Here is a 24,666-nt window from a genome sequence, read left to right on the forward strand (position 1 = left end):
CTGTCGCGCGAAAGGCTCTCTTCCGGCCCCGTAGCCCGCCCGAAACCCGCGCGGGAGGAGGCTGCCCCCCACCCGCAGGTTCCCGCGATAAGGCGCTAGATCAGCCCCGCGTGGCGCAGACCTGCGTCCACCAGCGCGCGGGTGCTGTCGCTGAGACCGGTCAGGGGCAGACGCACCTCTTCCGAACACAGCCCCAGACGCGACATCGCGTATTTCACACCGACAAGACCCGGCTCGGCAAAGATCGCCTTGTGCAGCGGCATCAGCAGGTCCTGAATGTTCAGCGCCGTTGCGTAGTCGCCCTTGGCGCAGGCTGCCTGCATCTCTGCCAGCAGCTTCGGTGCGACATTCGCCGTCACCGAGATGCAGCCGACCCCGCCCTGCGCGTTGAAGCCGTGGGCTGTCGCATCCTCGCCCGACAGCTGGATGAAATCGCGCCCGCAGGTCAGGCGTGTGTCACAGACGCGCGCCAGATCGCCTGTCGCGTCCTTGACGCCGACGATCCGCTCCAGCTTGGCCAGTTCGCCCATTGTTTCGGGCGTCATGTCGATCACCGACCGGCCCGGAATGTTGTAGATGATGATCGGCAGCGAGCAGCTGTCGTGGACAGCGGTGAAATGCGCGATCAGGCCGCGCTGGGTCGGCTTGTTGTAATAGGGCGTGACGACAAGGATGCCGTCAGCGCCGACCTTCTCCGCGTGCTGGGCAAAGCGGATGGCTTCAAGCGTGTTGTTGCTGCCCGCGCCCGCGATCACGGGAACGCGTCCGGCTGCCGCTTTGACGACTTCTTCGACCACGCGTTCGTGTTCTTCGTGGGTCAGGGTCGGCGATTCGCCGGTAGTGCCTACCGGGACGAACCCGTTGGTTCCCTCGCCGATGTGCCATTCGATGAGTTTTTTCAGCGTTTCGATATCCAGCTCGCCGCCTTGAAACGGCGTGACGAGGGCAGGCATGGAACCTGTGAACATGTGCACGCTCCTTTGTTGTGCTGGAGACCGAAAGGGCCACCGTGAAAAGACTGGGGACAAGACATCAAGACCCCGTGAAAAGAAACGCCCCCCGTTTGAACCCTTCGGGCGATGCGCTATGGTCTATCGCTCTACCTTTAGCGAGATAGGAAATGCAAGCCATGACGCGTCTGCTGACGGCCCTTCTGTTGATCTGTGCACTGGGTTCACCGGCCGTATCGGAGCAACGCCCCCGCCCTCTGGGCTGGGCCATGGATGCCCTGCGCACCGGTGATTTCGACGCCGCACTGCGCATCGCGGAACGCGACGGTGCCGCCGCGCGCGACGTCATCTTGTGGCACAAGCTGCGCGCCGCCGCTGGCAGTTATGCCGAAGTCATCGATTTCCTGTCGCGCCGCCCCGACTGGCCCAGCGAGGATTACCTGCGCCGCCGGTCCGAGCCCGTGGTGATCGCCGAAGGCGACGCCGCCATCCTGTCGTTTTTCGAGACCTACGAAGCGCAGACACCCCGCGGCGTGCTGGCCCATGCAGCCGCCCTGACACGCGCCGACAAACTGGGCCTTGCGCAGGCCAACGTGGTTCTGGCATGGCGCACCTTGCCGATGGACGCGGGCGAGCAGGAAGCGTTCTTGCAAAGCTACGGCACGTTGCTGCAGCCCCACCATGACGCCCGCCTCGATGCGATGATCTGGCAGCGCGAATACGACGAGGCGCGGCAGATGTACGATCTGGTCAGCGATGATGCCCGCATGGCCGCAGAAGTGCGTATCGCGCTCAACCGGCGGCTCGGCAATGCAGCCAGCCTGTTCGAGGACCTGCCAGAAGCGATCCAGAACACCGGCGGCCTGAACCACGCACGTTTCGAATGGCGCATCCGCGAAGGCCGCGTCGAAGATGCCAAGGACCTGATGCTCGCCGCTTCGACCAGCGCCGAGGCGCTCGGCAATCCGGCGGCATGGGGCAACCGCAGACGCGCACTGGCGCGCGGCGAAATGCGGTCGGGCGATCCTGAGCGCGCCTACGCGATGGCCTCGCGTCATTTTCTGACGGAAGGGTCGGACTACGCCGATTTGGAATGGCTGTCGGGCTATATCGCGCTGCGGTTCCTGAAAGATCCCCGCCGCGCGCTGGCCCATTTCCAGAACCACGATTCCGTTGTTGAATCCCCCATCAGCCAGGGCCGCGCGGGATACTGGCAGGGCCGCGCGCTCGAAGTCGCGGGCGACACGGAGGGCGCGATGGCGGCCTACCGCGCCGGTGCGGATTTCCAGACCTCTTTCTACGGCCTGCTGGCCGCCGAACGCGCGGGCGTGCCTTTCCCCGACAAACTCAAAGGCCTGCCGCCGGAGCAGGACTGGCGCAGCAGCCCTCTGGCACGCGCGCCGCTGTTCGAGGCGGGGTTGCTGTTGCAGGCCTCCGGCGAGCTGGACCTTGCAGAACGCTTCTGGACCCACCTGGCGGGACAGTTGATGGAGGACGACCTGCATCTTCTGGGACAGGCCGCGATTGACGCCGGGCAGCCGCATATCGCGGTGATGATCGGCAAGCGGGCGGCCCAGCGCGGGCTGGAGATCGCAGCACCCTATTACGCGCTGCATCCGCTCAAGGATGCGGACCTGCCCATGGCCCCCGAGATGAGCCTTGCCATCGCCCGCCGCGAGAGCGAATTCGATCCCGACGTGCAATCCTCCGTCGGCGCGCGCGGCCTGATGCAACTGATGCCCGCGACCGCGCGGGAAGTGGCGCAAGGGCTCGGGATCCTGCCCCAGCACACCACCGACCGCCTGACCGCCGATCCGGTCTATAACGCGCGGCTGGGGTCGCAATACCTCAGCGAACTGGCAGGGCGGTTCAACGGCAACGTGGTGATGATGTCGGCGGGGTATAACGCGGGGCCCAGCCGCCCGATCAGATGGATGGAAGACTACGGCGATCCCCGCGACGGGGATATCGATATCGTCGACTGGATCGAGATGATCCCGTTTCGCGAGACGCAGAACTACGTCATGCGGGTGACCGAGAGCCTGCCCATCTACCGGGCACGGCTGGGGCGCGAGGCGCTGCCGATCCCCTTCTACGAAGAGCTCATCGGCTCAACCCTGAACGCGTTCGCGCCAGAAGGTGAATAGCCCAGCGGCCACGATAATTGTCGCGCCGATGGCGACGTTCGTGCTGACCGTTTCGCCAAAGATCGAGATGCCGATCAGGCTGGCAAAGACCAGTTGCAGGTAGGCAAAGGGCTGCACCGCGCTGGCCTCTGCGACCTCGTAGCAGCGGATCAGCAGCCAGTGGCCCGTGACGCCGGTGAAACACAGGCAGATCATCCAGCCCCAGTCAGGGCGGGTCATCGGCTCCCAGAAGGCAGCGCCGATCGCGGTCATCGCGACGGCCCCCACCACACCTGTCCAGAAGAAGCTGGTCGCGGTCTTGTCGCGGCGCCCCGCGTAGCGTGTCAGCAGGCCGTAAACCGCGAACATCGCCGCCGCCAGCAGCGGGATCAGGGCCGCCGGGTCGAACACCGCCGCACCGGGGCGCAGGATGATCAGCACCCCGACAAAACCCACCCCGATTGCCGCCCAGCGCCGCCACCCGACACGTTCGCCCAGCACCGGCCCCGACAGCGCGGCGATCAGCAACGGATAGCAGGTAAAGACCGCGTGGCTTTCGACCAGACCCAGCACCGTGAACGCGGCGACCATCACGCAAATCTCGGTCGACAGCAGAAGGCCGCGGGTGATCTGCAGAACCGGCTGCGAGGTTTTCGCCGCCGCACGGATACCGCCCGCACGGCGTTTCGCGATCGCAATCACGAAAGCCGCGAAGAACCAGTAGCGGATCATCACGATCATCAGCACGTTGTATTCCGCCGCCAGATGGCGCGATATGCCGTCCTGCACCGCGAAGATGAAGGTCGTGACGATCATCAGCAGGATACCGAGAGGCACATTGTTGCTTTGGGTCATGTCATCCGCGCCTTCGTCATATGTCGCTTGCGGCCAAATCCGGGCACCCGCTCCACGGCAAATCCTGCCTCCTCCAGCCCGCGCCGGACGAAACCGGCGGCGGTGTAGGTAGCAGCCGTGCCACCCGCCGCCGTGTGGCGCGCCACCTGCGCCATGAGTTCAGCAGACCACAGTTCGGGGTTCTTGGCGGGGGAGAACCCGTCGAGAAACCACGCGTCCGCCCTGCCCTCCCACCAGGGCAGGGTGCCGCGCGCATCGCCATGGATGACCTCGAGCACGAAATCCGCGCCCTCGACACGGCGGGGAAATGTTTCGAGATCGCACAGTACGGACACCGGCAGGGTCTCCCAGACCGACAGCGCCTGCCGCAGGTCCGGCATGGACATCGCGAAGGCCTCGAAGCTGGTGAAGCGCAGCCTGCCCGCGCAGCCTGCGTTGCGGAAAGCTTGCAGCGCCACGAGGAAATTCAGGCCGGTCCCGAACCCCAGTTCGGCGATGTGAAACCCGTCGCGGAACCGCGCGGGCAGGCCGTTGCCCTCCAGAAAGACGTGCCGCGTCTCTGCCGCGCCGTTGTCGAGGCTGAAATACGGGTCATCGAATCGGGTCGAAACCGGCACACCGCCCTCGCGCCACTCAAGTTCTGCGGTCTGGTCCTGCACGGCCCTGCCCTATATCACCGAAGTCAGGCGCAATCTGCGCCCAAACCGAAGGGGTGGCAATGACCGATCTGACGATTCGAGGCGCGGGAATCTTCGGCCTGTCGATCGCCTGGGCCGCGGTGCAGCGCGGCGCGCGGGTGCGCGTGATCGATCCCTTTGGGCCGGGCGCCGGGTCGAGCGGCGGCATCGTCGGTGCCCTCGCCCCGCATGTGCCGGAAAACTGGAACCCCAAGAAGGCGTTCCAGCTCGACAGTTTGCTGATGGCCGAACGGTTCTGGGCCGAGGTGGCAGAGGCTGGCGGCACCGATCCCGGTTACACGCGCAGCGGCAGGTTGCAGCCCATCGCCGATGACGCGGCACTGGCGCTGGCGCGCAGCCGCGAAGGGACTGCCCGCACGCTCTGGCAGGGCCATGCGATCTGGGAGGTGACAGACCGCCCCGCAGACGGCTGGGCCCCCGATAGCGCCACGGGCAAGCTGGTTCGCGATACGCTCAGCGCGCATCTGCACCCGCGCCGCGCCTGCGACGCGCTTGTGGCCGCGCTGACCGCACGCGGCGCCGATATCGTCCGCGATGGCCCCGACGAGGGGCCCGTTGTCTGGGCGACCGGCATCGCGGGGCTTGAGGCGCTTAACGCCGGACATCCCCGCCTTGTCGGCGCGGGCGTGAAAGGGCAGGCCGCTCTTCTGGAGTATGACGCGGCAGGCAAGCCGCAGCTTTTCGCCGATACCATCCACATTATCCCGCATCTCGACGGGACGGTGGCAATCGGCTCCACCTCGGAACGCGAGTATGACGATCTGTCGACCGACGCGCAGCTGGACGCGGTGATCGCCCGCGCCCGCGCTGCCGTGCCCGCGCTGTCCAGCGCTCCCGTCGTGGCCCGCTGGGCTGGCATCCGCCCGCGCGCGCGCAGCCGTGCGCCGATGCTGGGCCCCTGGCCGGGGCGGCCGGGGCATTTCATCGCCAACGGGGGGTTCAAGATCGGCTTTGGCATGGCGCCCAAGGTCGCGCAGGTCATGGCCGACCTCGTTCTGGACGGGCGCGACACGATCCCCGAGGGGTTTCGCGTGGAGGACAACCTGTGAAACCCGCCCTCGATTCGCTCGACCATCTGGTTCTGACCGTGGCGGATATCGACACCACATGCGCCTTCTACCGCGATGTGCTGGGCATGACCGCGCAGGTGTTCACCGTGGCCGATGGCACGACCCGCCACGCGCTGCGCTTTGGCGCGATGAAGATCAACCTGCACCTGCACGGCGCCGAGTTTGAGCCCAAGGCGGCACAGGTCCAGCCCGGATCGGCGGATCTGTGTTTCCTGTCCTCGGCCCCCCTGTCCGACTGGCTGTCGCATCTGCGCGAAACAGGGATCACCGTCGAAGAAGGCCCGGTGCCCCGCACGGGGGCCACCGGGCCGCTGGTGTCGATCTATTTGCGCGATCCCGACGGAAACCTGATCGAGATCGCCAATCGGGTCTAGCCGTCGACGCGGGCCTTCAGCGCTTCCATCAGCTCGGTCAGCTCCTTGACGTAGATTTCGCCCTTGAGATGACCGTTGTCGTCGAACTGGTCGCTGCAGTTGGCCAGATGGATCTCGGGTCCCTGCAGGATTTTGGGGCGGAAGGGCACCATAAAGCTGCGCAGGATTAGCTGCGCGCGTTCGCCGCCAGCACGCCCCGCTGCCGCCGACATCACCGCCAGCGGCTTGCCGCCCCACGGCTTGATGTCCGACCGGCTGATCCAGTCGAGCGCATTTTTCAGCGCGCCGGAGGGGCCCTTGTTGTACTCTGTCGTGGAAATCAGCACGGCATCGGCATCCGCCAGTTGCTGTGCCACCGCATCCACCGCCGCAGGGACGCCGTGGGCGGCTTCGTCGTCTTCGTTGAACAGCGGGAAATTGATATCCGCGAGCGTCAATTCCGCGTCCCCGTACAGGCGCGCGGCCTCGCGCAAAAGCTTGGTGTTGAAGCTTTCGGCGCGTAGCGAACCGGAAATGCCGATTAGTTTATGGGTCATGGTGCGTTCCTCGTTCAATCCGTTTGACCCAATGGTGTTCCGGCGAACGGGAATCTCAAGCAACGGCACCGAACAACCTTTGTGCATCCACGCATTAAAAAACCCCCGGTGCAGTCGCACCGGGGGTTCTGTCTGTCGGGTCTGGCTGCGATCAGGCCGGGTTTGGCAGGATCACGATTTCCACGCGGCGGTTCTGGCGCTTGCCTTCGGGCGTCAGATTGGACGCGACCGGCTGGCTTTCGCCGCGACCGAAGGTCTGGATCCGGCTGCCGGGAACGCCGTTCGATGTCAGCACGGCGGCAACCGCGCGGGCGCGGCTTTCGGACAGCTGCTGGTTATACGCCGCCTCTCCGTCGCTGTCGGTGTGACCGATGATCTGCAACGTCGAGTTCTTGTAGACCTGCACGTTCTGCGCGAGCGCTGCGAGATCGCCCTGAATACCGGGGCTGACGGCCGCGCTGTCGGTGTTGAACGTGATGTCCTGTGGCAAGGTCACGATCAGACGGTCGCCGGTGTTGGTGATGACCACGCGCGCGTCCATCTGGCGGCGCAGTTCGGCCTCTTGCCGGTCGAGGGAGTACCCAACGCCCGCGCCCAATGCGCCGCCGATGATCGCGCCCTGAAGCGCGCCCTGATCGCGGTTGCCGTCGCCTTTGCTGAGCGCGCCGATCACGGCACCGGAGGCCGCGCCGATCAGCGCGCCGTTCTTGGCTTTCTGGTTCGGATCGCCCGGCTGCGCCAGAATAGACCCGTTCGGATCGGTACAGCCCGCAAGGGCAACGATGCCCGCCATTGAAGCGGCCAGGGTGGATTTCGTAAACGTCATAGTCTTACTGCCTTACTGTTGCGGCCTCGTTCGGGCGAAGCGTCTTGGGATACCCCTTAACATAAGCCTTCCGGCGGCAGGACAAAACGTCACTCTGCGCGAAATCGGCGACATCCCGCCCATGACCATGCAATCAGCGGCTGTCGGCGCGCGCACCTTCGTAGGCGAGCATGGCGCGTTTCATCGGCAGACCCCAGTGATAGCCGCCCAGCCCGCCGGTAGAGCGCAGAACCCGGTGGCAGGGGATGAGATAGCCGATCGGATTGCGCCCCACCGCGGTGCCTACCGCACGCACCGCTTTCGGGGCGCCGATGGCCTCGGCGATTGTGCCGTAGGTCGTGACCTGCCCCTCCGGCAGACGCAGCAGCGCCTCCCACACCTTGATCTGGAACGGCGCGCCGATCAGGTAGAGTGGCACCTTTTCCAGCGAGCTGTCCAACCCGAAGGCGCTGCGAACCCAAGGGCGCAGACGCGCGGGATCTTCGGTAAACCGCGCCGCAGGCCAACGGCCCCGCAGATCCTCCATCGCGGCAGGCTTGCCCACTTCCGCAGCCAGCGACAGACCGCAGATGCCCCTGTCGGTCCCCATGACCAGCGCTGGGCCGAACGGGCTGTCAAACCAGCCCCAGAAAATCTCGAGCGTGGCACCGCCCTTGGCGTAGTCACCGGGGCTCATCGCCTCCCACCGCAAAAACAGGTCATGCAGGCGGCCAGTGCCCGACAGGCCCAGCGAGGTCGCGGCATCCAGTGTGGTGAACCTGTCGCGCAGAAGTGCCTTTGCGTGGCCCAGCATCAGGTATTGCTGGAACCGCTTGGGCGAAACCCCCGCCCATGCGCTGAAAACGCGCTGGAAGTGCGCGGCGCTCATCCCCATGTCGTCGGCCAGCCTGTCCAGCGTCACCGGCTCTGGCGCGGCGTCGATCAATTCGATCGCGCGGCGGATCACACCGTAGTGATAGGCCATCTCGGAGGTGCCGGGGCTGTGAGGGGGGCTGATATCGTTCATGGCGCCAGAATATGCCACGCCCGCCTTGCACGCGACCCGAAACCTGCGCATACCAACGCCCATGGAAAAGCCGTCCAAACAGCTCGATTATCACACCATCCGCGCCATTATGGAGCGGTTTCGCACGGCTGAACCCGAACCAAAGGGCGAGCTGGAGCATGTGAATGTCTACACGCTGGTCGTTGCGGTCGCGCTGTCCGCGCAGGCAACGGACGCGGGGGTGAACAAGGCGACGCGCAGCTTGTTCAAGATCGCCGATACACCCCAGAAAATGCTCGACCTCGGTCTCGAAGGGCTTACCGAGCATATCAAGACCATCGGGCTGTTCCGCCAGAAGGCGAAGAACGTCATCAAGCTGAGCCAGATCCTCGTCGATGACTACGGCGGGGAAGTGCCCAGTTCGCGCGCGGCCCTGCAATCGCTGCCGGGCGTGGGGCGCAAGACCGCGAATGTGGTGCTGAACATGTGGTGGCATCACCCGTCGCAGGCTGTCGATACGCATATTTTCCGCGTCGGCAACCGCACCGGCATCGCTCCGGGCAAGACCGTGGAAACTGTCGAACGCGCGATCGAGGATCACATCCCGGCTGAGTACCAGCTGCACGCGCATCACTGGTTGATTTTGCACGGACGCTATCATTGCAAGGCGCGCAAACCGCTGTGCCGGACCTGCCTGATCAACGATCTCTGCCAATTCAAGGAAAAGACCGAATGAAGACTTACGACATCGTCGGCATCGGCAACGCCGTGGTCGATGTGATTACCCATGCCGATAACGCCTTTCTCGATAACATGGGGATCGAGAAGGGGATCATGCAGCTGATCGAACAGGACCGCGCCGAAATCCTGTACGGTGCCATGGGCGAGCGTATCGAAACCCCCGGCGGCGCGGCTGCCAACACCATCGCCGGTGCCGGTGCGCTGGGGATGCAGGCCGCGTTCATCGGGCGCGTGCGCGACGACGGGCTGGGCCGGTTCTATGCCAGCGCGATGACCGACCACGGGATCGACTTCGTCAATCCGCCGGTGGCGGACGGCGATGCGCCGACCTCGCGCAGCATGATCTTCGTCACGCCCGACGGCGAGCGGTCGATGAACACCTATCTGGGCATCTCGACCGGGCTGAGTTCGGCGGATGTGCCGCAGAACGTGACCGGCAATGCCAAGATCATGTTCCTCGAAGGATATCTGTTCGACCGCGACGAGGGCAAGACCGCCTTCCGTCAGGCCGCGCGCAGCGCGAAAGCGGGCGGCGGCAAGGCCGGTATCGCCATATCCGATCCTTTTTGCGTCGAGCGCCACCGCTCGGATTTCCTGCATATGATCGAAAACGACCTCGACTTTGTCATCGGCAACGAGGCCGAGATCAAATCCCTGTTCGAGACCGAAGACCTCGAAGAGGCGCTGTCGCGCACCACCGAGATCTGCAAAACCGTGGTCTGTACCCGCTCGGGCGACGGGGTGACGGCCATCGAAGGGTTCAAACGTGTCGACGTGCCCGTGACCCGGGTTGTCCCCGTGGACGCCACAGGCGCGGGCGACCAGTTCGCGGCGGGGTTCCTCTTTGGCATGGCACAGGGGCGCGATCTGGAAGTCTGCGCGCGTATGGGCAACCTCTGCGCCGCCGAGGTCATTTCGCACGTGGGCCCGCGCCCGGAACGCGACATGCTCGCAGAGTTCCGTACCGCCGGCCTGATCTGATGCTGACAGACGGCTTTCACGACGTTGCCGAAGGGCACGTCGCGGTGATCGTAACGCATCTGGAGATGCACGCGCTGCCGGACCTGCCCGATGCCACACTGCCCGATGACATTGCCTTTCGACGTATCGAGCGGCCCACACCGGAATGGTACAGGGATGTCTTCTTTCGCGTGGGATCGCAGGACTGGCTCTGGAACGAGCGGTTGCGCATGTCGGACAAGGCCCTGCGCGACGTGATCCAGGACGCGAATGTGCAGGTCTTCACCCTCGAAAAGGATGGGCAGGCCGAGGCGCTGCTGGAGCTCGACTTTCGCAAACCGCCGGAATGCGAGCTGGCCTATTTCGGCCTGACCCCGGCGCTGATCGGGAAGGGAGCGGGCCGCTACCTGATGAACAAGGCGCTCAGCCTCGCCTGGGCGCGGCCGATCTCGCGGCTGACTGTGCATACCTGCACGGCGGACAGCCCGCAGGCGCTGGATTTCTACCAGCGCAGCGGCTTTACGGCTTTCAGGCGGCAGGTTGAAATCGCACCCGATCCACGGCTCGACGGGACATTGCCCCGGGACGCCGCGCGCTGGTTTCCGGCTATCTGACCGGCACGCAGGACTTGCCTGCGGCGCAGTCCTTGACCGCGCGGATCATGCGCGGCTTGGGCGATCCGAAGAGATAGCCGCCGCATGGGTTCGTCGCGATCACGTCCGGCCCGTCCTCGCGCAATTCGACGAAGGCCAGCACATCGACCCCTTCGGGCGCCGAGGCGCACCACGGGCCGATACATTCGACCCGCAGCGTGACCGCGCGTTCGAACGGCAGGCGGAATTCACCGCCCGACAGCGACTTGCCCAGAAAATCGGCAGAGATTTCCGTCACCGGCGGCGTGTTCTGCTGGTTGTCCCAATCGACCTTCGGCATCGCCCTGCGGTCGAAATCAAGCCGTCCGCGCACGATGATGAACCGCGCGTCCGAAGCGTCGGCTTCCAGATAGGCCGCCTCGACCGAATGGGGCAGGCAGGATAGGGCCTGCGCCGCTGCGGGCGACAGGATCACAAGAGCGGCTGCAAGGGCACGGATCATAGATGCTTCCTGAAACGGGCAACGACACGTTCGTAGACGTCGCGTTTGAAAGGGACGATACCGGCCAGCATGTCGTCTGCGTCGATCCAGCGCCATGCCGCAAATTCGGGATGCTCGGTCTGGATGTCGATCCGGTCGTCCGTACCCATGAAACGCAGCAGGAACCATTTCTGTTCCTGCCCGCGATAGCGGCCTTTCCAGATGTTGGGCACCAGTTCGTGCGGCAGATCGTAAGGCAGCCAGTCTTCGGTCTCTGCCTCTACCTTTACCAGATCGCGGGTGATCCCTGTCTCTTCCTCCAGTTCGCGCAGGGCAGCGGCGCGCGCGTCCTCACCGGGATCGACACCGCCTTGCGGCATCTGCCACGCGTCCTGATCCCGGTCGATCCGCTGGCCAACGAAAATGCCGCCGTCGCGGTTGACGATCATCACGCCCACACAGGGCCGGTAGGGCAGTTTTGCAATCTCTTCTGGTGTCATTTCAGAACCTTCTCCATCTCGGCGCGCCGCAGCCTCTGCGTGCCGCGGGCCACGGTTTCGTGCCGGATAACATGAAACCCCTGCGCCTCAAACGCAGGCTGCGCGGCGAGGCTGGCAAAGGTACGCAGGCGCGTCCCCTCCGCGAAATCTTCGAGCTTCGCGTAAAGCGCCGAAAACACGCCTTGTCCCTGCACCCGCGGGGCGACAAAGGCAAGATCGATCAGATCACGCTCAAGCGAGATAAAGCCAGCGATCCGGTCGTCCATATCCGCCACCAGCACCCGTTGCCCCTCCAGACGCGCGGACCATGCGGGCCCCGCGTTGGGTGCCGGCAGCCACGCGGTACGCTCGGCCCGGGTATAATGCGGATTGCCGATGTGTATCGCATCATACATCACCTGCCCGAGCGCGTCATCATGCGCAGCATCGCCCGGCCGCCAGTAGATCCGCATACCACCCCATGAAGTTGCATCAGATGTCCGCGTGCAGCGTGACGCGGCGTTTGGAGTGACACAAGCGGCTTGTTAGGGTGATCTGGAACGAAATGCGCGAACGCCAGAAAGGGTTTTTCCAGATGTCCGACTATCCCCACATGCTTGCCCCGCTCGACCTCGGCTTTACCACGCTGAAAAACCGCGTCCTCATGGGGTCGATGCATACCGGTCTGGAAGAAACGAGGGACTGGAAACGCGTCGGAGAATTCTATGCCGCGCGGGCGCGGGGCGGTGTCGGGCTGATGGTGACAGGCGGGATCGGGCCCAACCCCGAAGGGTCGGTCGCCCATGGCGCGGCGATGATGACCACGGATGAGGATGTCGCAAACCACCGCATCGTCACCGATGCCGTACATGCCGACGGTGGCAAGATCGCCATGCAGATCCTGCACGCGGGCCGCTACGCCTTTTCGCCCGACTGCGTGGCACCCTCGGCCATCAAATCGCCGATTTCGATGTTCGCGCCGAAGGAGCTGGACGAAGAAGGCATCGAAAAGCAGATTGCCGATATCGCCGCCTGCGCAGCCCGCGCGAAAGACGCCGGATACGACGGTGTCGAAGTGATGGGATCGGAGGGCTATTTCCTCAACCAGTTCCTCGTCACCCACACGAACAAGCGTACCGACCGCTGGGGCGGCTCCTACGAGAACCGGATGCGCCTGCCGATCGAGGTCGTTGCCCGCGTCCGCGAGGCCGTCGGCCCCGATTTCATCGTGATCTACCGGCTGTCGATGATCGATCTGGTGCCCAACGGATCGACCTACGAAGAAGTCGTGCAACTGGCGCAGGAAATCGAAAAGGCTGGCGCGACGATCATCAACACCGGCATCGGCTGGCACGAGGCGCGCATTCCGACCATCGCCACCTCCGTGCCGCGCGCGGCCTTTGCGTGGGTTACCAAAAAGCTGATGGGCAAGGTGGGGATCCCCCTTATCACCTCGAACCGCATCAACACGCCGGAGGTCGCGGAGGAGGTGCTGGCAGAAGGCTGCGCCGATATGGTGTCGCTGGCCCGCCCGATGCTGGCCGACCCCGATTTCGTCAAGAAAGCCGCCGCAGGCAAAAGCAGCCACATCGCGCCCTGTATCGCGTGCAACCAGGCCTGTCTGGATCACACCTTCGGTGGCAAGATTTCCAGCTGCCTCGTGAACCCGCGCGCCTGCTACGAGACGGAACTGATCGTCGCGCCCGCCGATACGCCCAAATCCATCGCCGTGGTGGGCGCGGGCCCTGCGGGCCTGTCTGCGGCCATCACAGCCGCCGAACGCGGCCACAAGGTGACCGTGTTCGACCGCGCGTCCGAGATCGGCGGGCAGCTCAACCTTGCCAAGCAGGTCGCAGGCAAGGAAGAATTCTGGGGGTTCGTGGACTGGTATCGCACCATGGTCGCGCACTTTGGCATCGAGGTGAAACTCAACACCGAGGTTTCGGCCAATGATCTTGGCGGTTTTGACGAGGTCATCATCGCCACCGGCGTCGTGCCGCGCGATCCGCAGATCCCCGGGCAGGATCGTGACACTGTCGTCAGCTATATCGACGTGCTCAACGGGTCCGTCACGCCGGGCGATCGTGTCGCCGTGATCGGCGCAGGCGGCATCGGCTTTGACGTGTCCGAACACCTTGTTCACGATGGCAACAGCACCACGCTCGACCTGCCGGAATGGATGCGCGAATGGGGTGTGGCGGACATCGAAGACCATCGCGCCGGTCTGGCCCCCGAAGGCCCGCAGCCCCACGCCCCCGCGCGGCAGGTCACCATGATGCAGCGCAAGCCCAGCAAGCCCGGCAAGGGTCTGGGCAAGACAACCGGCTGGATCCACCGCGCGTCGCTGACCATGAAGAATGTTACCATGATCGCCGGTGTGAACTACGAGAAGATCGACGGCGAAGGTGTGCATATCACCTTTGGCGAGGCGCGCGAAAAGCCGCAGGTCATTGCCGCCGACACGGTCGTGCTTTGCGCGGGCCAGCTGTCGGACCGGTCGCTTGCCGACGCGCTGGAGGCCAAGGGGATCACCTGCCACGTCATCGGTGGTGCGGATGTGGCCGCCGAACTTGACGCCAAGCGCGCCATCGATCAGGGAACCCGGCTCGCCGCAGCGCTCTGACGCGCGGCGGGGATCCTCTGGCCTCGCCTATTCGGGAGGTCCCTGCGTAGGGAGCCGGATGCCGCGTCCTACGGCTTGCGGCGGGCGTTGCGGGGGTGGTTAATACGCAAACAGCACCAGCGAGGACAGACCGATGCCCATCTGCGTATTCGATATCGCCGCCGACGGCACGACAACCGTCCCCTCGGACGACGCGCCCTGCGGGGCGCAGGGATACCGCTGGTGGCATTTCGACCTCTCCGACCCCGAGCTTGAGCCATGGGTGCGCCGCCATCTGCACGCGATCCCGGCGGGATCGCTGGTGCAGGGCCAGACACGACCACGTTGCGACCGGTTCGAAAACGGGCTGATTCTGAACCTGCGGGGCATCAACCTGAATGAAGGGATGCACGCGGACGAGATGATCTCGATCCGCATGTGGGTGGCGGACAACCTGCTGGTGACCGTCCGGCGCAACAAGGTGTTCGCCATCAACGACATCCGCGAGGCGGCGGAGGCGCACCGCGCGCCGCCCACCCCCGGCGCGTTCCTGACCCTTCTTGTTGAAAAACTGACAGAGCGGGTACACGAACACGTGGAAGGCATCGACCGGCTCGCCGAGTTTTTCGAGCATGATCTCGAGGACAAGGATACCCCGATGCCGCGCGAGCTGCCGGAAATCCGCCGCGCGGTGATCCGACTGCGCCGGTATCTGGATCCGCAGCGTGTCGCGCTGGCGAGGCTGGCGGCGATCGAGATGCCGCTGATCCCCAGCCACACGGCGCTGGAACTGCGCGAACTGGCCAACCGTGCCATCATCGCGGTGGAAGAGCTGGACGAATTGCAAGGCAGGCTGATCTCGGTTCAGGACGAACACGACGCGAATATCGCGCAGCGGCAAGCGCGGCACGGATACGTTCTGTCGGTCGCCGCAGCGGTGTTTCTGCCGCTGGGATTTCTGACCGGACTTTTCGGTGTCAACGTCGCGGGAATGCCCGGTGTGGAAGATCCGCAGGCCTTTGCCATCCTGTGTCTGGCCATGCTGGCATTGGGTGTCGTGATGATCGCAATCCTCAAATTCGTGCGATGGTTGTAGCGGAAACACAGCGTTCTCGCGTTTCCGCACGCAAAACGATCCGGCAATTACCTCGCAACTGTCTCACCCCTGCCTCCTTCCTGCCCGAATTGACCGCGATACCTCCCTTCAACAGAAGTTACGTGAAGGGGACGGTACATGGACCGCCTGACAGAAATGGAAGCTTTCGCCACAGTCGTGGATCAGGGCGGCTTCACCGATGCCGCGAAGAAGATGGGGATTTCCAAATCCGCCGTGTCCAAACACGTCTCTTCGCTGGAGGCGCGACTGGGTGCGCGGCTGCTGAACCGGACCACGCGCCGCGTCAGCCCGACCGAAATCGGCCTGGCCTATTACGACCGCGCCCGCCGCGTTCTGAACGACGCAGGCGAGGCCGATGCGCTGGTCACATCCATGCAATCCGCGCCCTCGGGCCTGCTGCGTATCTCTGTTGCGACGGATTTCGGCGTGAACCACCTGTCACCCGTCCTGTCAGAATTCCTGTCGGATTTCCCGGATATCACCGTGAACATGGTGCTCAACAACCGCTACGTCGAACTGATTTCCGAAGGCTTCGACATGGCCGTGCGCATCGGAGAGCTTGAGGACAGTACCCTGCGCGCGCGCAAGCTGACCGAAACAACCAAGCGCATGATCGCCTCGCCTGCCTATTTCGCCAAATATGGCCGCCCCGAAAAGATCGACGATCTGAACGAACACAAGCTGCTGCACTACTCCAACCAATCCTCCGGCAACGTCTGGAAGCTGACCGCCCCCTCGGGCGAGAAGCGTCAGGTGCGCACGGCGGGCTGGCTGTCGGTGAATGACGGTCAATCGCTTCTCAATGCCGCGATCTCTGGGCTCGGCATCGCCTATCTGCCCAGCTTTCTCTATGCCGATGCCATGTCGCAGGGCCTGATCGAGGACGCGATCCCCGACCTGCCACTGGAAACCCAAGGCATCTACGCGGTCTACCCGCCCGGCCGCTTCACGCAGCCCAAGGTCCGCGCCTTCATCGATTTTCTGGTCCACGCCTTTGCCGAAAAAGGCCCAAGCGACTGGACATAACCCACACCATCTCCCCTCGGTGAACCTTGCCCCGGCCAATCCCATAAGGGTTGCCCGGGGTATTTTTCTTGCGGCAAGGATGGGGCGCGCTCAGCCGCCCAGCGCGACCGCTTCGACGCGCCTGTTCGCCTCGCGGCCCTCGGCCGTGTCGTTGCTGCTGATCGGCGACAGATATCCCATGCCTTCGGCATCCAGACGCGCGGGATCGATTCCATAGGCCGAGATCAGGCGCGCGCGCACCGCGCGGGCCCGCTCGCGCGAGAGGGCGATGTTCGTCTCCAACGCGCCGACAGAATCGGTATGGCCCACAAGCGCCAGCCGCAGGTCGGGCGCGTCGCGAAGAATGCGGGCAAGCTCCCGCAGGGACGCGAAAGGCCCCTCCCCCAGCGAGGAGGTACCGGTGTCGAATTCCAGATCGCGAAGGACCGCGTGCCCCTGCCCGCGCAGAACCTGCTCCAAGGCGTCGGGCTCCGGCACCGGCTGTCCGGTGGCGATCGGAGCCTCGGCGGGGTCATTCGCGTTCTCGCCCGCGGTGATGATCTGCACGAAAGCCGCTGCATCGCGGCGGCTTGCGATCACGTTGACCGCAGCCTCCGGCTTGTCCGGCGGACCTTTCAGCCCTGTAATCACGTGATAATCGCGCAGCCCCACGGACATGGCGGGTGCCGGCAACACATCGACCGCGAACCGGAAATCGAACCCCCCGCAGGTCTGCGCGGGGCAGTCGAGAACGATACGGTATCCCGCATCCTCAAGTTGCTGGCGAAGCGGCACGACGAGTTGCAGCGGCGTCAGGGCAACCCCGTCGATCCGCCACGCCGTCCGCGATACCGCTCCTTCGACAGTCGCGCGCGGGACCTCGCTTCCGTCCCACGGGGCAACCGGCGCGGCGTAGCGGTCCAGCTCAGAAGATCGCTGCACCGTCACGCGCGCACTCGCGGGCAGTGTCAGGTCAACCGCCGCGGCACCACTTGCCGTCAGCGCAAGCGACAGCGCTGCGGCGGGAAACGCCGCGCGGATCTGCGTCATCGTGACTGGGCGTGGTAGGCGTCGTTGGGGCGCATGTCCGACGCGGCGGCAACGCGGTTGGTCATATTGAAGAACCCGGCAACGCTGGCGATGTCCCAGATATCGCGATCGTCGAACCCCGCATCGCGCAGCGCCTGCCGGTCGTCTTCGAGGATACGCTCGGGTGCTTCGGTCAGCTTGACCGCGAAATCCAGCATGGCGCGTGTCTTGGGGTCCAGATCGGCAACGCGGTAATTCATCACCATCAACTCGCCCAGCTTGGGATCACCCGACAGTTCGCGCACCGCCGCCCCGTGGGCCGTCAGGCAATAGAAACAGCGGTTTACCGAGGACACGACAACCGCGATCATCTCGCGCTCCAGCTTGCTGAGCTTGCTGTCACCGAGCATCAGGTCGTTATACATCGCCGTGAACGTATTCAGCTTGTCGATATCGAAGGCATAGGCCCGCAACACATTGGGGACCATTCCCAGCTTTTCGGTGCAGATGTCGAAATACTTCTGCGTCGCAGGCGGCAGCGGGTCGACCATCGGCAGGTCAAGGGCGGTGGGCGCATCGTCGGCCATCGAAATCTCCTCTATTCAGGTGATTGACGGTAATGGTATCGCCCTGCCTCCGCAAACCCCAGCTTGCGATAAAGCGCGTTTGCCGCGCCGTTTTCCGCCACGCAGAGCACGGCGATATGGCTGGCCCCCTCGCCGCGCGCCCAGAAGGCGGCGGCGCGCATGATCCATTCCGCGACCCCCTGCCTGCGCTGGTGTTTCAGCACCTCGACCGCATGTACCATGGCGACACCCTCGTGAACGGCGACAAAGGCGACGCCGCCGGGTTTCTCGTTCCACCGGGCGAGGATGCCCGTCCGGGTTTTCGCGCGGTCCATGACGGCGATCCGCGCAGGCCCCACACCGCCTGCGGCCCATATTTCGCGCATGATCGCCAGCGGCTCCCAAATGGTGAAACAGGTGACGCGGGGCATGGCAACATCGGTCAACAGATCAATGGGCGCGCTATAGACCACGACTTCGTCGATGGCGGCATAGCCACGGTCGGCGAGCGCGGCATCCAATGCCGCATCCTGCGCGCGCAGCATGAACAGCGGGCGCTGACCCATCATCCGCATGGCATCCTCGGCGCGGGTGATGTCGCTGTCGGTCGCCTGCGCACGCGCCGAGGCGGCAGATACGCGTTTGCCACCACCGGCCCCGTCGCGCAGCGTCCACGGCCCCTCCTCCCAGCTGCGCGCGGGGGGCCAGGTGCCCTCGATCGCCTCGAAGAGCTGCGGCAGGGACGGGCTCACGCGAAAGCCTCCGCCAACTGGTCCAGCGCGTCATCCAGAAGTTTGCTGTCGTGCCCGCGCAGTACGATCTGTGCGCCAAAACGGCCTTCGCGCTGGAAGGGGTAGCTGCCGATCGACAGAGCGGGATAGGCTTTGGCCAGATCACCCAGCGGGCCTGCGATGTCGCCCTCGCCGCGAAAGACGGTGTAGCTTTTGCTGATGAGGGGCGTTCCGCCGGTCAGGGTCGGCAGGACGCTTGCCACCATGGCCTGAAACACGGACGGCACACCGGCCATCACATGCACGTTCTTGATGGTGAAACCGGGCGCGGCGGAGACCGGATTGTCGATCAGCGTGGCGTCCTGCGGAATGCGCGCCATGCGCAGCCGCGCGGCGTTCAGCTCGATCCCCGACTTGTCGTAATGCGCCTGAAGCAGCGCGCGGGCGTCATCGCGCACATCAATGCTCTGGCCGAAGGCCTGCGCCATGCAGTCGGCGGTGATGTCATCGTGGGTGGGCCCGATCCCGCCCGACGTGAACACCGTGTCATAGCGGTCCGACAGCGCGCGCACGGCTTCGATGATCGTTGCAGCCTCGTCTCCGACAATACGGACTTCGGCGAGTGTCACGCCGATCTCGCTCAACTGGCCCGCCAGATGGTGCATGTTCGCATCCCGCGTCCGCCCCGAAAGAATTTCATCCCCGATCACCAGCATCGCTGCCGTTGGGTTCGCCATGTTGCCACTCCTTGAGCCTGTTTGCAGATCGGTATAGCCCCATGCCATGCGCTTTCAAACCGAACTTGTCCCCGCGCGGCTGATCCGCCGATACAAACGCTTCCTTGCCGATTGCAGGCTGGAAGACGGGCAAGAGGTGACGGCCCATTGCGCCAACCCCGGGTCGATGATGGGGCTGGCGGAACCGGAAACGAAAGTCTGGCTGGAGCCGAACGACGATCCGAAGAAAAAGCTGAAGTACGGCTGGCGTCTGGTGGATCACGAGAATGGCCATTTTACCGGTGTGGACACGTCACTGCCCAACCGCGTCCTGCGCGCGGCGCTGCAAGACCGGCGTATCGAGGCCCTTGCCGCCTATACGACCGTACGACCGGAGGTGAAATACGGGCAGAATTCGCGCATCGATTTCCTGTTGCAGGCGAACGGCTTTCCAGACGCCTATGTCGAGGTGAAATCGGTCACCCTTTGCCGCACCCCCGGTTTGGCGGAGTTTCCCGACTCGGTCACGGCCCGCGGTGCCAAACACATGGCCGATCTCGCACAGGTCACCCGCGAGGGGCACCGCGCGGTGCTACTGTATCTTGTGCAGCGGACCGACTGCACCCATGTGGATATCGCGCGCGATATAGATCCGGCCTATGCCACAGCCCATGCCGAAGCAACCGCCGCCGGGGTCGAGACACTGTGCATCGGAACGCAGATTTCTCCCGCAAAAGTAGAAATTTACGCTCCTCTGGCCCTTGGCCGTCCTGCGCGCTAAATAGCGGCTGAAGAGAGATGGAGAGATCGGTGACAGAGCCACACAACGGTCGCACGACAAAAGACGGTATACGCGTGCACGAGCGCGGCGATTTCGCAGGAATGCATGCGGCGGGCAAGCTGGCCGCGACCATTCTCGACGAAATCGCCGAGCATATCTTTGTCGGGCAGACCACCGGCGAGATCGACCGGTTGATCGAAGAACGTGTCGAGGCCGCAGGCGCAAAATCAGCGACCATCGGCTACAAGGGGTACAAACACGCCTCGTGTATTTCGGTGAACCACGTGGTCTGTCACGGCATCCCCGGCGACAAGAAGCTCAAGGACGGGGATATCCTGAACATCGATGTCACCGTGATCGTGGATGGCTGGTTCGGCGATACGTCGCGGATGTATGTCGCAGGCAAGCTGCCGCGCAAGGCCGAAAGGCTGATCAACGTGACCCATGATGCGCTGATGCTGGGCATCGAAGCGGTGAAGCCCGGCAACACTTTCGGCGATATCGGCCACGCGATCCAGACCTTCGTCGAAGGCCACCGCATGTCGGTTGTGACGGATTTCTGCGGTCACGGTCTGGGCCGCGTGTTTCACGCCCCGCCGAATGTCCTGCACTACGGGCGCGCGGGAACCGGTCCGGTGCTCGAGGCCGGCATGTTTTTCACCATCGAGCCTATGGTCAACCTCGGTCGCGCAGAAACCAAGACGCTGGCCGATGACTGGACGGCGGTGACGCGCGACAAATCCCTGTCGGCGCAGTTCGAACATTCCATCGGCGTGACCGAGGATGGATGCGAGATCTTCACGTTGTCGCCTGCTGGAAAATTCCACCCGACTTACGGCTGATCGGCAATCTGGCCGCCGCGCGCTTCAGGCGTCGGGGTCGTCACAGTCGCGCATCATCTGTTTCATCAACAGGCCAAGGACCGTGTGACCTGCCAGCGGGGTGACGCAATCCGTGATCAGCCCGGGCGCGCCGAAGGGCTGTGGCTTGGGCAACGGCACGCTGTCTGCTGCTTTGCCGCGCCCTGTCAGCACGCGCGGCGTATCGGAGGCTGTCCAGTCTGTCATGGGCGGGATCATACCCCAAATGCCCGCAATCCCCAAACCGGCAGAACCGTCAGCGGCGCTTCAGTCCGCGGTCAGGAACGTCACGTGGGTATCGCCAAAGCGGCGCGCATCGGTGCGGGTAAACCCGTCGGGTGCATCCATGGCGGCGCTTTCCTCCCAGACGACAAGCGCACCGGGCAACAGCCAGCCGCCCGCACGCACGGCCTCCAGCGCGCGCTGTCCCATGCCCTTGCCGTAAGGTGGATCCAGAAACACCAGATCGAACCGCCCCCCGGGCCAGGCCACCAGACTGGTGGCATCATTGCGCATGAGCCGTGCGCGATCCTCGACCCGCAACCGAGCGATATTCTCGCGAACCAGCCGCTGGCCCACGCGCCCGTTCTCGACAAAGAGCGCCTCCTGCGCGCCGCGTGAAAGCGCCTCGAGTCCCAGCGCGCCGGTGCCTGCGAACAGATCCAGCACCCGCGCCCCCGAGATCGCATCGCGCGAGACAAGCATCGAGAACAGGCTTTCGCGGACGCGATCGGAGGTGGGCCGCAAATGCGCACCCGCATCGCCCTTTCCCAGCGGTGTCAGCGGCACACCGCGGTGGGTTCCGGCGATGATCCTCATTGTTTGAGCAGTGCCTTCAGGTCGGCCTGCGGATCGGCCACCATGTCGGGCGCCGGGGATTTGCCGCTTTCGATCAGGCGCTTGCCGATCATGTAGCCGCGCGGATCATTGGCCGCATCAACGGCCAGCAGTTCCGTGCCACGGTAGTACCAGAACGAGGTTCCGGTCGCCCCCGCGCGCGTGACAACGCGGTCATATCCCGCGTTCAGCCCCGCGATCTGAAGCTTTACGTCATATTGATCAGACCAGAACCACGGCGTCGCGACATAGTCCTTCTCCGCGCCCAGAAGGTTTTCGGCCACCACTTCGGCCTGGTCGATGGCGTTCGGCACGCTTTCCAGCCGGATCCGCCCGCCACGATAGGGAAAGGAGGTACAATCCCCCGCCGCCCAGACGTGCGGGACCGACGTGCGCCCCTGCGCGTCAACCGCGATGCCGTTGTCGATGTCGATGCCCGCGCCCACGGCAAGCTGCGTCGCGGGGGCCACCCCAACGCCCACGATCACGAAATCCACGTCGAGTGTCGTGCCGTCCGCCAGGACAGCGCCGGTCACCTTGCCCTCGCCCGTCAGCCGCGCCAGCCCCACGCCCTCGCGCAGGTCGACCCCATGCGCGCGGTGCAGGCTACGGAAGAAATCGGATGTTTCGGGCGATGCCACGCGCTGGAGGATCCGGTCCGCCGTTTCCACCAGCGTCACGCGCAGGCCCATCTTGGACGCGACGCTCGCGGCCTCAAGCCCGATATAGCCGCCGCCGACGATCAGCACCCGCGCCCCTTCGGCAAAACGGGGGGCCTGTGCGTCCACATCCGCCAGCGTTCGCACGACATACACGCCTTCGAGGTCACCACCGATCGACGGGGGCAGCCGGTGCGGCACCGATCCAGTCGCCAGCACGAGATCGTCGTAGTCCAGCGCCTCGCCACCGATCGTCACGCGCTGCGCGGCGGTATCTATGGCCTCCACAGTCTGCCCAAGCCGCAGATCGATCGCGTGCTCGGCGTAGAAACTCGCCGGCCGCAGATAGAGCCGTTCGCGCGCCATATCCCCCATCAGGTACGACTTGGACAAAGGCGGCCGCTGATAGGGCGGCTCAGGCTCGGCGCCGATCAGGGTAAGTCTGCCGTCGAAACCGAGATTGCGTAATTTTGCGACGCATGACGCTCCGGCCTGACCTGCCCCTATGACAATGATGTGGCGCATGGTCATTCTCCTCTTTAGGCTGGCCGCGTTGCCGCCCCGACCCTATATCCGCGGCAGACAGAAACGCAATCAGACGGAAGGTCCAACTATGGCGATTTCACAAGGCGATATGCTGCCCGATGCAACACTGGTGGCGATGGGCGAAGACGGCCCTTCCCCCGTTTCCCTCAAAGAAAAGACCGCCGGTCGCAAGGTAGTGATCTTTGCCGTACCCGGAGCGTTCACACCAACCTGCCATTCGGCCCATGTGCCCAGCTTTATCCGCACGAAAGACCAGTTCGACGCCAAGGGCGTGGACGAGATCATCTGCCTTGCCTGCAACGATCCCTTCGTGATGCAGGCATGGGGCGAAGCGACCGGCGCGAAAGCTGCCGGCATCACGATGCTGTCGGATCCGTCCTCGGAATTCACCAAGAGCATCGGCATGGACTTCGACGCGCCGCCTGTGGGCTTCAACTCGCGGTCCAAGCGGTACGCGATGTTGGTCGAAGACGGAAAAGTGACACTGTTCCAGCCCGAAGTAGGCACCGGCGTCTGTGATCTGTCGGGCGGCGAAGCGCTGCTTGATAATATGTAAGGAAAATCCCCGTGGCGCGTGGCGCCACGGGGGCCATCCTGTCAGCCGCGCCCGGCGGTTTCGTCGGTATCGCGGCGGGCATCGCCCTTCGAGGCGCCGCCATTCATCCGCGACGCTTTTTCATCGTCGCCATCGTCGCTTTTCTCGAACACGACAGTGCGCGTGGGGAACGGAATGTTAACGCCGCCTGCGTCCAGCGCTTCCTTGACCGCGCGGGTCATATCCGCCTTGAAGACGAAATAGTCGCCGGCATCGCACCAGACACGCACCAGAAAATCGACCGAGCTGCCGCCAAGGTTGGTCACCTGCACGAAAGGGGCGGGATCGGATTTCGCGCGGCTGTCGGCCATGATCGTGTCGCGAATGATGTCTTCCGCGTTCTGAAGGTTGGCACCGTAGCCCACGCCGAAGGTCCATTCCGCGCGCCGTGTTTCGTTCACCGAATAGTTCGTGATCGTGTTGCCCCAGACTTCCGAGTTCGGGATGATCACCTGAAGGTTCGACAGGTCGGCCAGTTCGGTGAAGTTCAGGTTCACGTTCTTGACCGTCCCCATCTTCCCGTTCACCTCGACGAAATCGCCGGTCTTGATCGGCCGGAAGAAGATCAGCATGACCCCTGCGGCCACGTTCGACAGCGTTCCCTGCAAGGCAAGACCGATGGCCAGACCGGCGGCACCCAGTAGCGCCACCACCGATGTCGTCTGAACCCCGAAGGTGTTAAGAACGAAAAGGCCCGTGAAGGCCAGAACGGTATACCGCGCGATCGAGGCAAGAAACTCGAACAGCATGTCGTCGAGACGTTTGTGCTTCTTGCTGAGATTGATGATCCTGTTCTGGACCCACCGCGAGATGATCCAGCCCAGGAGCAGGATCGCAATGGCCGCCAGCACGGAGCCTACGATCGAGCTCAGGAATTCGAGCGTGAAAACATCTCCGACAGTTTTTCCCTGCCAGATTTCGAAGTTCAGGATTTCATTCATCGTGCCG

General features: G+C 64.3%; 29 protein-coding genes. 12 read left to right on the forward strand and 17 right to left on the reverse strand.

The window, feature by feature from the left end; genetic code table 11:
* Positions 1 to 95: 95 nt before the first annotated feature.
* A complete protein-coding gene (gene dapA / locus ABMC89_RS10085; protein ID WP_349567749.1) occupies positions 96 to 968 on the reverse strand; it encodes a 4-hydroxy-tetrahydrodipicolinate synthase in 873 nt (290 codons plus the stop codon).
* A 152-nt stretch (positions 969 to 1,120) separates the two neighbouring features.
* On the opposite strand from dapA, the gene ABMC89_RS10090 reads away from it, so the two are divergent.
* Entirely contained in the window at positions 1,121 to 3,097 is a 1,977-nt protein-coding gene (locus ABMC89_RS10090) for a lytic transglycosylase domain-containing protein (protein ID WP_349567751.1), read from the forward strand.
* Here the strand turns inward: ABMC89_RS10090 and ABMC89_RS10095 are convergent.
* Positions 3,062 to 3,931 (reverse strand): DMT family transporter, encoded by an 870-nt coding sequence (locus ABMC89_RS10095; RefSeq protein ID WP_349567753.1) that lies wholly within the window; start codon positions 3,929 to 3,931, stop codon positions 3,062 to 3,064. The two genes, ABMC89_RS10090 and ABMC89_RS10095, sit on opposite strands and share 36 nt — an antisense overlap.
* Positions 3,928 to 4,590: a tRNA (5-methylaminomethyl-2-thiouridine)(34)-methyltransferase MnmC2 gene (mnmC2, locus tag ABMC89_RS10100; protein WP_349567755.1), complete on the reverse strand. Its 663-nt coding sequence runs from the start codon at positions 4,588 to 4,590 to the stop codon at positions 3,928 to 3,930. The genes ABMC89_RS10095 and mnmC2 overlap by 4 nt, the downstream gene beginning before the upstream one ends.
* 59 nt (positions 4,591 to 4,649) lie before the next feature.
* On the opposite strand from mnmC2, the gene ABMC89_RS10105 reads away from it, so the two are divergent.
* Together ABMC89_RS10105 and ABMC89_RS10110 are read left to right on the forward strand one after the other, a co-directional pair.
* The gene (locus tag ABMC89_RS10105; RefSeq protein WP_349567757.1) at positions 4,650 to 5,678 is read left to right on the forward strand and encodes an NAD(P)/FAD-dependent oxidoreductase; all 1,029 of its coding nucleotides are present in this window, start codon (positions 4,650 to 4,652) and stop codon (positions 5,676 to 5,678) included.
* The gene (locus ABMC89_RS10110; RefSeq protein WP_349567759.1) at positions 5,675 to 6,073 is read left to right on the forward strand and encodes a VOC family protein; all 399 of its coding nucleotides are present in this window, start codon (positions 5,675 to 5,677) and stop codon (positions 6,071 to 6,073) included. The genes ABMC89_RS10105 and ABMC89_RS10110 overlap by 4 nt, the downstream gene beginning before the upstream one ends.
* Here ABMC89_RS10110 and ABMC89_RS10115 read toward each other — a convergent pair.
* The 3 genes from ABMC89_RS10115 to ABMC89_RS10125 form a co-directional block, all read right to left on the reverse strand.
* Positions 6,070 to 6,609 (reverse strand): NADPH-dependent FMN reductase, encoded by a 540-nt coding sequence (locus tag ABMC89_RS10115; RefSeq protein ID WP_349567761.1) that lies wholly within the window; start codon positions 6,607 to 6,609, stop codon positions 6,070 to 6,072. The two genes, ABMC89_RS10110 and ABMC89_RS10115, sit on opposite strands and share 4 nt — an antisense overlap.
* 151 nt (positions 6,610 to 6,760) lie before the next feature.
* Positions 6,761 to 7,435, reverse strand: coding sequence for a YiaD family glycine zipper/OmpA-like lipoprotein (locus tag ABMC89_RS10120; RefSeq protein ID WP_349567763.1), 675 nt, complete (start codon positions 7,433 to 7,435; stop codon positions 6,761 to 6,763).
* A gap of 133 nt (positions 7,436 to 7,568) precedes the next feature.
* The gene (locus tag ABMC89_RS10125) at positions 7,569 to 8,441 is read right to left on the reverse strand and encodes a methylated-DNA--[protein]-cysteine S-methyltransferase (RefSeq protein WP_349567765.1); all 873 of its coding nucleotides are present in this window, start codon (positions 8,439 to 8,441) and stop codon (positions 7,569 to 7,571) included.
* 61 nt (positions 8,442 to 8,502) lie between these two features.
* Between ABMC89_RS10125 and nth the strand changes: the two genes are divergently transcribed.
* Genes nth through ABMC89_RS10140 form a run of 3 tightly spaced genes read left to right on the forward strand, consistent with a single transcriptional unit; the run spans position 8,503 to position 10,735 of the window.
* On the forward strand, positions 8,503 to 9,156 hold the full coding sequence (gene nth / locus ABMC89_RS10130) for an endonuclease III (protein ID WP_349567767.1): 654 nt from the start codon (positions 8,503 to 8,505) through the stop codon (positions 9,154 to 9,156).
* The gene (locus ABMC89_RS10135; RefSeq protein ID WP_349567769.1) at positions 9,153 to 10,142 is read left to right on the forward strand and encodes an adenosine kinase; all 990 of its coding nucleotides are present in this window, start codon (positions 9,153 to 9,155) and stop codon (positions 10,140 to 10,142) included. Before nth ends, ABMC89_RS10135 begins: the two co-directional genes overlap by 4 nt.
* Positions 10,142 to 10,735, forward strand: coding sequence for a GNAT family N-acetyltransferase (locus ABMC89_RS10140; RefSeq protein ID WP_349567771.1), 594 nt, complete (start codon positions 10,142 to 10,144; stop codon positions 10,733 to 10,735). The genes ABMC89_RS10135 and ABMC89_RS10140 overlap by 1 nt, the downstream gene beginning before the upstream one ends.
* Here the strand turns inward: ABMC89_RS10140 and ABMC89_RS10145 are convergent.
* The 3 genes from ABMC89_RS10145 to ABMC89_RS10155 are packed head-to-tail and all read right to left on the reverse strand — an operon-like array spanning position 10,728 to position 12,147.
* A complete protein-coding gene (locus ABMC89_RS10145) occupies positions 10,728 to 11,216 on the reverse strand; it encodes a hypothetical protein (RefSeq protein ID WP_349567773.1) in 489 nt (162 codons plus the stop codon). The genes ABMC89_RS10140 and ABMC89_RS10145 overlap by 8 nt on opposite strands.
* The gene (locus tag ABMC89_RS10150; RefSeq protein ID WP_349567776.1) at positions 11,213 to 11,695 is read right to left on the reverse strand and encodes an RNA pyrophosphohydrolase; all 483 of its coding nucleotides are present in this window, start codon (positions 11,693 to 11,695) and stop codon (positions 11,213 to 11,215) included. The genes ABMC89_RS10145 and ABMC89_RS10150 overlap by 4 nt, the downstream gene beginning before the upstream one ends.
* Positions 11,692 to 12,147 carry a GNAT family N-acetyltransferase gene (locus tag ABMC89_RS10155; protein ID WP_349567778.1) on the reverse strand — a complete coding sequence of 152 codons (456 nt, stop codon included), beginning with the start codon at positions 12,145 to 12,147 and terminating at the stop codon, positions 11,692 to 11,694. Before ABMC89_RS10155 ends, ABMC89_RS10150 begins: the two co-directional genes overlap by 4 nt.
* 122 nt (positions 12,148 to 12,269) lie before the next feature.
* On the opposite strand from ABMC89_RS10155, the gene ABMC89_RS10160 reads away from it, so the two are divergent.
* The 3 genes from ABMC89_RS10160 to ABMC89_RS10170 all read left to right on the forward strand — a co-directional run bounded on the left by ABMC89_RS10160 (position 12,270) and on the right by ABMC89_RS10170 (position 16,419).
* Entirely contained in the window at positions 12,270 to 14,297 is a 2,028-nt protein-coding gene (locus ABMC89_RS10160) for an FAD-dependent oxidoreductase (protein WP_349567780.1), read from the forward strand.
* Between the two features lie 133 nt (positions 14,298 to 14,430).
* Positions 14,431 to 15,372 (forward strand): zinc transporter ZntB, encoded by a 942-nt coding sequence (locus ABMC89_RS10165; protein WP_349567782.1) that lies wholly within the window; start codon positions 14,431 to 14,433, stop codon positions 15,370 to 15,372.
* 138 nt (positions 15,373 to 15,510) lie between these two features.
* Positions 15,511 to 16,419 (forward strand): LysR family transcriptional regulator, encoded by a 909-nt coding sequence (locus ABMC89_RS10170; protein ID WP_349567784.1) that lies wholly within the window; start codon positions 15,511 to 15,513, stop codon positions 16,417 to 16,419.
* Positions 16,420 to 16,509: 90 nt separating this feature from the next.
* Here the strand turns inward: ABMC89_RS10170 and ABMC89_RS10175 are convergent, their stop codons facing one another.
* The 4 genes from ABMC89_RS10175 to ABMC89_RS10190 are packed head-to-tail and all read right to left on the reverse strand — an operon-like array spanning position 16,510 to position 19,461.
* The gene (locus ABMC89_RS10175) at positions 16,510 to 17,448 is read right to left on the reverse strand and encodes an OmpA family protein (protein ID WP_349567786.1); all 939 of its coding nucleotides are present in this window, start codon (positions 17,446 to 17,448) and stop codon (positions 16,510 to 16,512) included.
* On the reverse strand, positions 17,445 to 18,014 hold the full coding sequence (locus ABMC89_RS10180; RefSeq protein ID WP_349567788.1) for a peroxidase-related enzyme: 570 nt from the start codon (positions 18,012 to 18,014) through the stop codon (positions 17,445 to 17,447). Before ABMC89_RS10180 ends, ABMC89_RS10175 begins: the two co-directional genes overlap by 4 nt.
* A gap of 11 nt (positions 18,015 to 18,025) precedes the next feature.
* The gene (locus ABMC89_RS10185) at positions 18,026 to 18,745 is read right to left on the reverse strand and encodes a GNAT family N-acetyltransferase (protein ID WP_349567790.1); all 720 of its coding nucleotides are present in this window, start codon (positions 18,743 to 18,745) and stop codon (positions 18,026 to 18,028) included.
* Entirely contained in the window at positions 18,742 to 19,461 is a 720-nt protein-coding gene (locus tag ABMC89_RS10190; RefSeq protein ID WP_349567792.1) for a competence/damage-inducible protein A, read from the reverse strand. The genes ABMC89_RS10185 and ABMC89_RS10190 overlap by 4 nt, the downstream gene beginning before the upstream one ends.
* Positions 19,462 to 19,507: 46 nt before the next feature.
* Here ABMC89_RS10190 and sfsA point away from each other — a divergent pair, with 46 nt between their 5' ends.
* Together sfsA and map are read left to right on the forward strand one after the other, a co-directional pair.
* Positions 19,508 to 20,221, forward strand: a complete 714-nt coding sequence (sfsA, locus tag ABMC89_RS10195; protein WP_349567794.1) for a DNA/RNA nuclease SfsA — start codon at positions 19,508 to 19,510, stop codon at positions 20,219 to 20,221.
* A 29-nt stretch (positions 20,222 to 20,250) separates the two neighbouring features.
* Positions 20,251 to 21,063, forward strand: a complete 813-nt coding sequence (map, locus tag ABMC89_RS10200; RefSeq protein ID WP_349567796.1) for a type I methionyl aminopeptidase — start codon at positions 20,251 to 20,253, stop codon at positions 21,061 to 21,063.
* Between the two features lie 24 nt (positions 21,064 to 21,087).
* Here the strand turns inward: map and ABMC89_RS10205 are convergent, their stop codons facing one another.
* The 3 genes from ABMC89_RS10205 to ABMC89_RS10215 are packed head-to-tail and all read right to left on the reverse strand — an operon-like array spanning position 21,088 to position 23,102.
* Entirely contained in the window at positions 21,088 to 21,288 is a 201-nt protein-coding gene (locus ABMC89_RS10205; RefSeq protein ID WP_349567798.1) for a hypothetical protein, read from the reverse strand.
* A 60-nt stretch (positions 21,289 to 21,348) separates the two neighbouring features.
* A complete protein-coding gene (gene rsmD / locus ABMC89_RS10210) occupies positions 21,349 to 21,900 on the reverse strand; it encodes a 16S rRNA (guanine(966)-N(2))-methyltransferase RsmD (protein ID WP_349567800.1) in 552 nt (183 codons plus the stop codon).
* Positions 21,897 to 23,102, reverse strand: a complete 1,206-nt coding sequence (locus tag ABMC89_RS10215) for an NAD(P)/FAD-dependent oxidoreductase (RefSeq protein ID WP_349567802.1) — start codon at positions 23,100 to 23,102, stop codon at positions 21,897 to 21,899. Before ABMC89_RS10215 ends, rsmD begins: the two co-directional genes overlap by 4 nt.
* Before the next feature lie 88 nt (positions 23,103 to 23,190).
* On the opposite strand from ABMC89_RS10215, the gene ABMC89_RS10220 reads away from it, so the two are divergent.
* The gene (locus tag ABMC89_RS10220) at positions 23,191 to 23,679 is read left to right on the forward strand and encodes a peroxiredoxin (protein ID WP_349567804.1); all 489 of its coding nucleotides are present in this window, start codon (positions 23,191 to 23,193) and stop codon (positions 23,677 to 23,679) included.
* A 41-nt stretch (positions 23,680 to 23,720) separates the two neighbouring features.
* Here ABMC89_RS10220 and ABMC89_RS10225 read toward each other — a convergent pair whose 3' ends face one another.
* A complete protein-coding gene (locus tag ABMC89_RS10225) occupies positions 23,721 to 24,659 on the reverse strand; it encodes a mechanosensitive ion channel family protein (RefSeq protein ID WP_349567806.1) in 939 nt (312 codons plus the stop codon).
* Positions 24,660 to 24,666: the final 7 nt, after the last annotated feature.

Origin of the sequence: Sulfitobacter sp. HNIBRBA3233 (assembly GCF_040149665.1) — a bacterium.
Classification (GTDB): domain Bacteria; phylum Pseudomonadota; class Alphaproteobacteria; order Rhodobacterales; family Rhodobacteraceae; genus Sulfitobacter; species Sulfitobacter marinivivus.

What these genes read in the sequence shown, in the direction of transcription:
- dapA (WP_349567749.1), bottom strand. Translation starts at nt 968, where the DNA reads ATGTTCACAGGTTCCATGCCTGCCCTCGTCACGCCGTTTCAAGGCGGC.
- ABMC89_RS10090 (WP_349567751.1), top strand. Translation starts at nt 1,121, where the DNA reads ATGCAAGCCATGACGCGTCTGCTGACGGCCCTTCTGTTGATCTGTGCA.
- ABMC89_RS10095 (WP_349567753.1), bottom strand. Translation starts at nt 3,931, where the DNA reads ATGACCCAAAGCAACAATGTGCCTCTCGGTATCCTGCTGATGATCGTC.
- ABMC89_RS10105 (WP_349567757.1), top strand. Translation starts at nt 4,650, where the DNA reads ATGACCGATCTGACGATTCGAGGCGCGGGAATCTTCGGCCTGTCGATC.
- ABMC89_RS10115 (WP_349567761.1), bottom strand. Translation starts at nt 6,609, where the DNA reads ATGACCCATAAACTAATCGGCATTTCCGGTTCGCTACGCGCCGAAAGC.
- ABMC89_RS10120 (WP_349567763.1), bottom strand. Translation starts at nt 7,435, where the DNA reads ATGACGTTTACGAAATCCACCCTGGCCGCTTCAATGGCGGGCATCGTT.
- ABMC89_RS10125 (WP_349567765.1), bottom strand. Translation starts at nt 8,441, where the DNA reads ATGAACGATATCAGCCCCCCTCACAGCCCCGGCACCTCCGAGATGGCC.
- nth (WP_349567767.1), top strand. Translation starts at nt 8,503, where the DNA reads ATGGAAAAGCCGTCCAAACAGCTCGATTATCACACCATCCGCGCCATT.
- ABMC89_RS10135 (WP_349567769.1), top strand. Translation starts at nt 9,153, where the DNA reads ATGAAGACTTACGACATCGTCGGCATCGGCAACGCCGTGGTCGATGTG.
- ABMC89_RS10140 (WP_349567771.1), top strand. Translation starts at nt 10,142, where the DNA reads ATGCTGACAGACGGCTTTCACGACGTTGCCGAAGGGCACGTCGCGGTG.
- ABMC89_RS10145 (WP_349567773.1), bottom strand. Translation starts at nt 11,216, where the DNA reads ATGATCCGTGCCCTTGCAGCCGCTCTTGTGATCCTGTCGCCCGCAGCG.
- ABMC89_RS10150 (WP_349567776.1), bottom strand. Translation starts at nt 11,695, where the DNA reads ATGACACCAGAAGAGATTGCAAAACTGCCCTACCGGCCCTGTGTGGGC.
- ABMC89_RS10155 (WP_349567778.1), bottom strand. Translation starts at nt 12,147, where the DNA reads ATGCGGATCTACTGGCGGCCGGGCGATGCTGCGCATGATGACGCGCTC.
- ABMC89_RS10160 (WP_349567780.1), top strand. Translation starts at nt 12,270, where the DNA reads ATGTCCGACTATCCCCACATGCTTGCCCCGCTCGACCTCGGCTTTACC.
- ABMC89_RS10165 (WP_349567782.1), top strand. Translation starts at nt 14,431, where the DNA reads ATGCCCATCTGCGTATTCGATATCGCCGCCGACGGCACGACAACCGTC.
- ABMC89_RS10170 (WP_349567784.1), top strand. Translation starts at nt 15,511, where the DNA reads ATGGACCGCCTGACAGAAATGGAAGCTTTCGCCACAGTCGTGGATCAG.
- ABMC89_RS10175 (WP_349567786.1), bottom strand. Translation starts at nt 17,448, where the DNA reads ATGACGCAGATCCGCGCGGCGTTTCCCGCCGCAGCGCTGTCGCTTGCG.
- ABMC89_RS10180 (WP_349567788.1), bottom strand. Translation starts at nt 18,014, where the DNA reads ATGGCCGACGATGCGCCCACCGCCCTTGACCTGCCGATGGTCGACCCG.
- ABMC89_RS10190 (WP_349567792.1), bottom strand. Translation starts at nt 19,461, where the DNA reads ATGGCGAACCCAACGGCAGCGATGCTGGTGATCGGGGATGAAATTCTT.
- sfsA (WP_349567794.1), top strand. Translation starts at nt 19,508, where the DNA reads ATGCGCTTTCAAACCGAACTTGTCCCCGCGCGGCTGATCCGCCGATAC.
- ABMC89_RS10205 (WP_349567798.1), bottom strand. Translation starts at nt 21,288, where the DNA reads ATGACAGACTGGACAGCCTCCGATACGCCGCGCGTGCTGACAGGGCGC.
- rsmD (WP_349567800.1), bottom strand. Translation starts at nt 21,900, where the DNA reads ATGAGGATCATCGCCGGAACCCACCGCGGTGTGCCGCTGACACCGCTG.
- ABMC89_RS10215 (WP_349567802.1), bottom strand. Translation starts at nt 23,102, where the DNA reads ATGCGCCACATCATTGTCATAGGGGCAGGTCAGGCCGGAGCGTCATGC.
- ABMC89_RS10220 (WP_349567804.1), top strand. Translation starts at nt 23,191, where the DNA reads ATGGCGATTTCACAAGGCGATATGCTGCCCGATGCAACACTGGTGGCG.
- ABMC89_RS10225 (WP_349567806.1), bottom strand. Translation starts at nt 24,659, where the DNA reads ATGAATGAAATCCTGAACTTCGAAATCTGGCAGGGAAAAACTGTCGGA.